This is a genomic window from Nitrosomonas sp. ANs5, from assembly GCF_050584665.1.
Taxonomy (GTDB): Bacteria; Pseudomonadota; Gammaproteobacteria; order Burkholderiales; family Nitrosomonadaceae; genus Nitrosomonas.
Window position 1 is genome coordinate 1 of the sequence record NZ_JBEUDO010000120.1, and the last position, 2,360, is coordinate 2,360.

General features: G+C 51.1%; 3 protein-coding genes. All 3 read right to left on the minus strand.

Annotation, left to right across the window (positions count from 1 at the left end; translation table 11 throughout):
• Positions 1 to 269: 269 nt before the first annotated feature.
• From ABTW62_RS13875 to ABTW62_RS13885, 3 genes are read right to left on the minus strand one after another with little or no spacing between them, the layout of a single operon-like run.
• Positions 270 to 1,343, minus strand: coding sequence for an IS91 family transposase (locus tag ABTW62_RS13875; protein WP_430905164.1), 1,074 nt, complete (start codon positions 1,341 to 1,343; stop codon positions 270 to 272).
• Entirely contained in the window at positions 1,340 to 1,549 is a 210-nt protein-coding gene (locus ABTW62_RS13880) for a tyrosine-type recombinase/integrase (protein WP_430905166.1), read from the minus strand. The genes ABTW62_RS13875 and ABTW62_RS13880 overlap by 4 nt, the downstream gene beginning before the upstream one ends.
• Complete coding sequence (locus tag ABTW62_RS13885) at positions 1,507 to 2,247, minus strand: tyrosine-type recombinase/integrase (protein WP_430905165.1); 741 nt, start codon at positions 2,245 to 2,247, stop codon at positions 1,507 to 1,509. The genes ABTW62_RS13880 and ABTW62_RS13885 overlap by 43 nt, the downstream gene beginning before the upstream one ends.
• Positions 2,248 to 2,360 lie beyond the last annotated feature (113 nt).

Below are 2,360 nucleotides of genomic sequence, written 5' to 3' on the forward strand. Positions count from 1 at the left end.
AACGAGTAAGGTTAGGTCGTGCTAGCCACGACCTGAACCGTTTGTTGGACGAACCCGGCAGGGCTGCCGACAACACGATGCAAATATATCTTCATCCTCCTCCTGTAAATCTAGCCATTTTCCCCTCAACTACCCAAAACCACCACGTTTAAGCTGAGCTTCAAACCATTTTTCAACGTAAATGTGGTAATTTTGCTGGGGTTTTGGCCATTTTCAGGATGAGTTTAACCATACCTGCCGGTTTGGGCAGGTTGGTTGAGTGTGAAGGGTTACATGGCTGTCTCCCGGGCTTTATCTTGTTGCATGATGTGAGCCCATACGGCGTTAATCCGAGTACGCAAGATACGCATGGGCTGTTGGCAGCACGGGCACTTTACCGTCGGGCGCGGTGCAGGTGGCGGTGTAGCGATGCGTTTGATTAACTGTACCAATTTGACCAGCTTGCAGTTGGGATGCAAAAAGCCGTAGTTGCGGGCGCGGCGGAAGCCTTTGGGTAGGATGTGTTTCAAGATAAGTTTCAGAAACGACACGCCGTCCAGCATGCGGGTTTGCCATTGTTTGGTTTGCCCGTTTTGATAGCGGAAAGTCACTTGGCCGTTTTCATTGGACAAGATGTGCTTCTCCGGCAGCACGCCACGGTATAAATAACGTCCCAGATACACCAAGGCCTTATCACCCGCGCCCACTGCCTGACAATCGACTACCCAATCGGCCGGATAACTGGCAGGCAAGGCAATCCCCGCTTGGCGCAAGCCATCCAGTATCTTGGCGCGAAACACTTTGGCCAAAGCCTTGTGGCAGAACAAATACTTTGCTTCCTTTTGTCGCCACAGACGCTGTTTGTTATCAAATGCCGCCGCAGGCATCACCAAATGCACATGCGGGTGGTAATCGAGTCGGCGGTTATGGGTATGCAATACAGTCACCGCACCGGCTCGTCCACGCAACACTTTATCGTTTTGCGCAAACGTACTGACCGTTTGCCATGCCAAATTACAGATCAACTCATATACCTCCCGTTGATGTTGCCAGGCCAGCGAACGAAACTGTTCGGGTAGCGTAAAAGTGATCATGAAGTATTTGCCAGCGACTAATTTCTGCAGCTGCTGATCTATCCAGCGTTGCGATTCAAACGCCTGACAATGCGGGCAATGGCGATTACCGCAAGAGTGTGGTAGCCAAATTTTGTGTTCACACACATCACAACCAATCAACATCTTGGGCGCGACCTCATTTCGGCAACGCACAAACGCACTCAAAGCCGCTGACTGACTGGGCAACAAGCCGCCTTGCTGGCGCAAAGCAGGGCCATATTGTTCAACGATGTCGGCTAGGCGAATCATAAAACCTTACCCCAGCTGACATGGAAGGTATCCATCAACGCATTAATTTGCAAAGCGCGGTTGAATTCGGTTTTTTGAGTGAGATGGGTATAACGGATGGTGGACAGAATCGAGGCATGTCCCAGAATCTTCTGTACTTCCAGCAGGTCGACACCTGCTTCAATTAGATGCGTGGCATAGCTGTGGCGTAGGCTGTGTGGGCTAATACTTTTTTTAAACCAATATCCGCCACCACCCGGCGCAAGGCCAGTTGCACGCCGCCTTCATCCATATGACTCGTTGCCTTGTGCACACACTTAAGACCATTGCGCCGACTGGGAAACAGCAAATCAGGATGGCGATGCACCGCCCAAAAACGACGCAAACCATTCAACGTATTTACCGGCAACGGCACCAGTCGATCACGATTTCCCTTGGCATTACGAATATGCACCTGCATCCGATCCGCATCAATATCCTCCACCCGTAGTCGCAGCCCTTCGCCCAGTCGCAGCCCCATACTGTACAAGGTGAAGAAAAACATTCTGTAACTCAATACCCGCGTCGATGCCACAATCCGCCGCATCTGCGCCACCGTCACGATATTCGGCAAACGTGAAGTCTTGGGCGGCTTCACCAAACCCGTCCCCGGCCAAGGTTTGCCCAATACATGCTGGTAATAAAACTGCAAACCGTACAAATCATGCTTGAGCGTGCTCCACGACCACTTAGCCAACAGCCAGGATAAATACTCCGTCAGCTGCTCCCGGCTAAGATTATCCATCTCAAACCCAAAATACCCCGCCGCCCGCCGCACCCCGTGACTATAAAGCGCCACGGTTTTAGGACTCAATCCGCGCAAAGCCATGCGCTTTAGCAGCGTGTCATACTGCTGAGCAAAAGGTTGGGGAAATTCATATTCCATCTCATTCTCCTCATGGTAAAGTCACAAATAAATCCCTGTAGGGATGAGGAGATTATGAAGAATGAGTCGAAAAATTGGGGGAAATTTCTCCGCGGTAGCGGTTCGTTCAACCC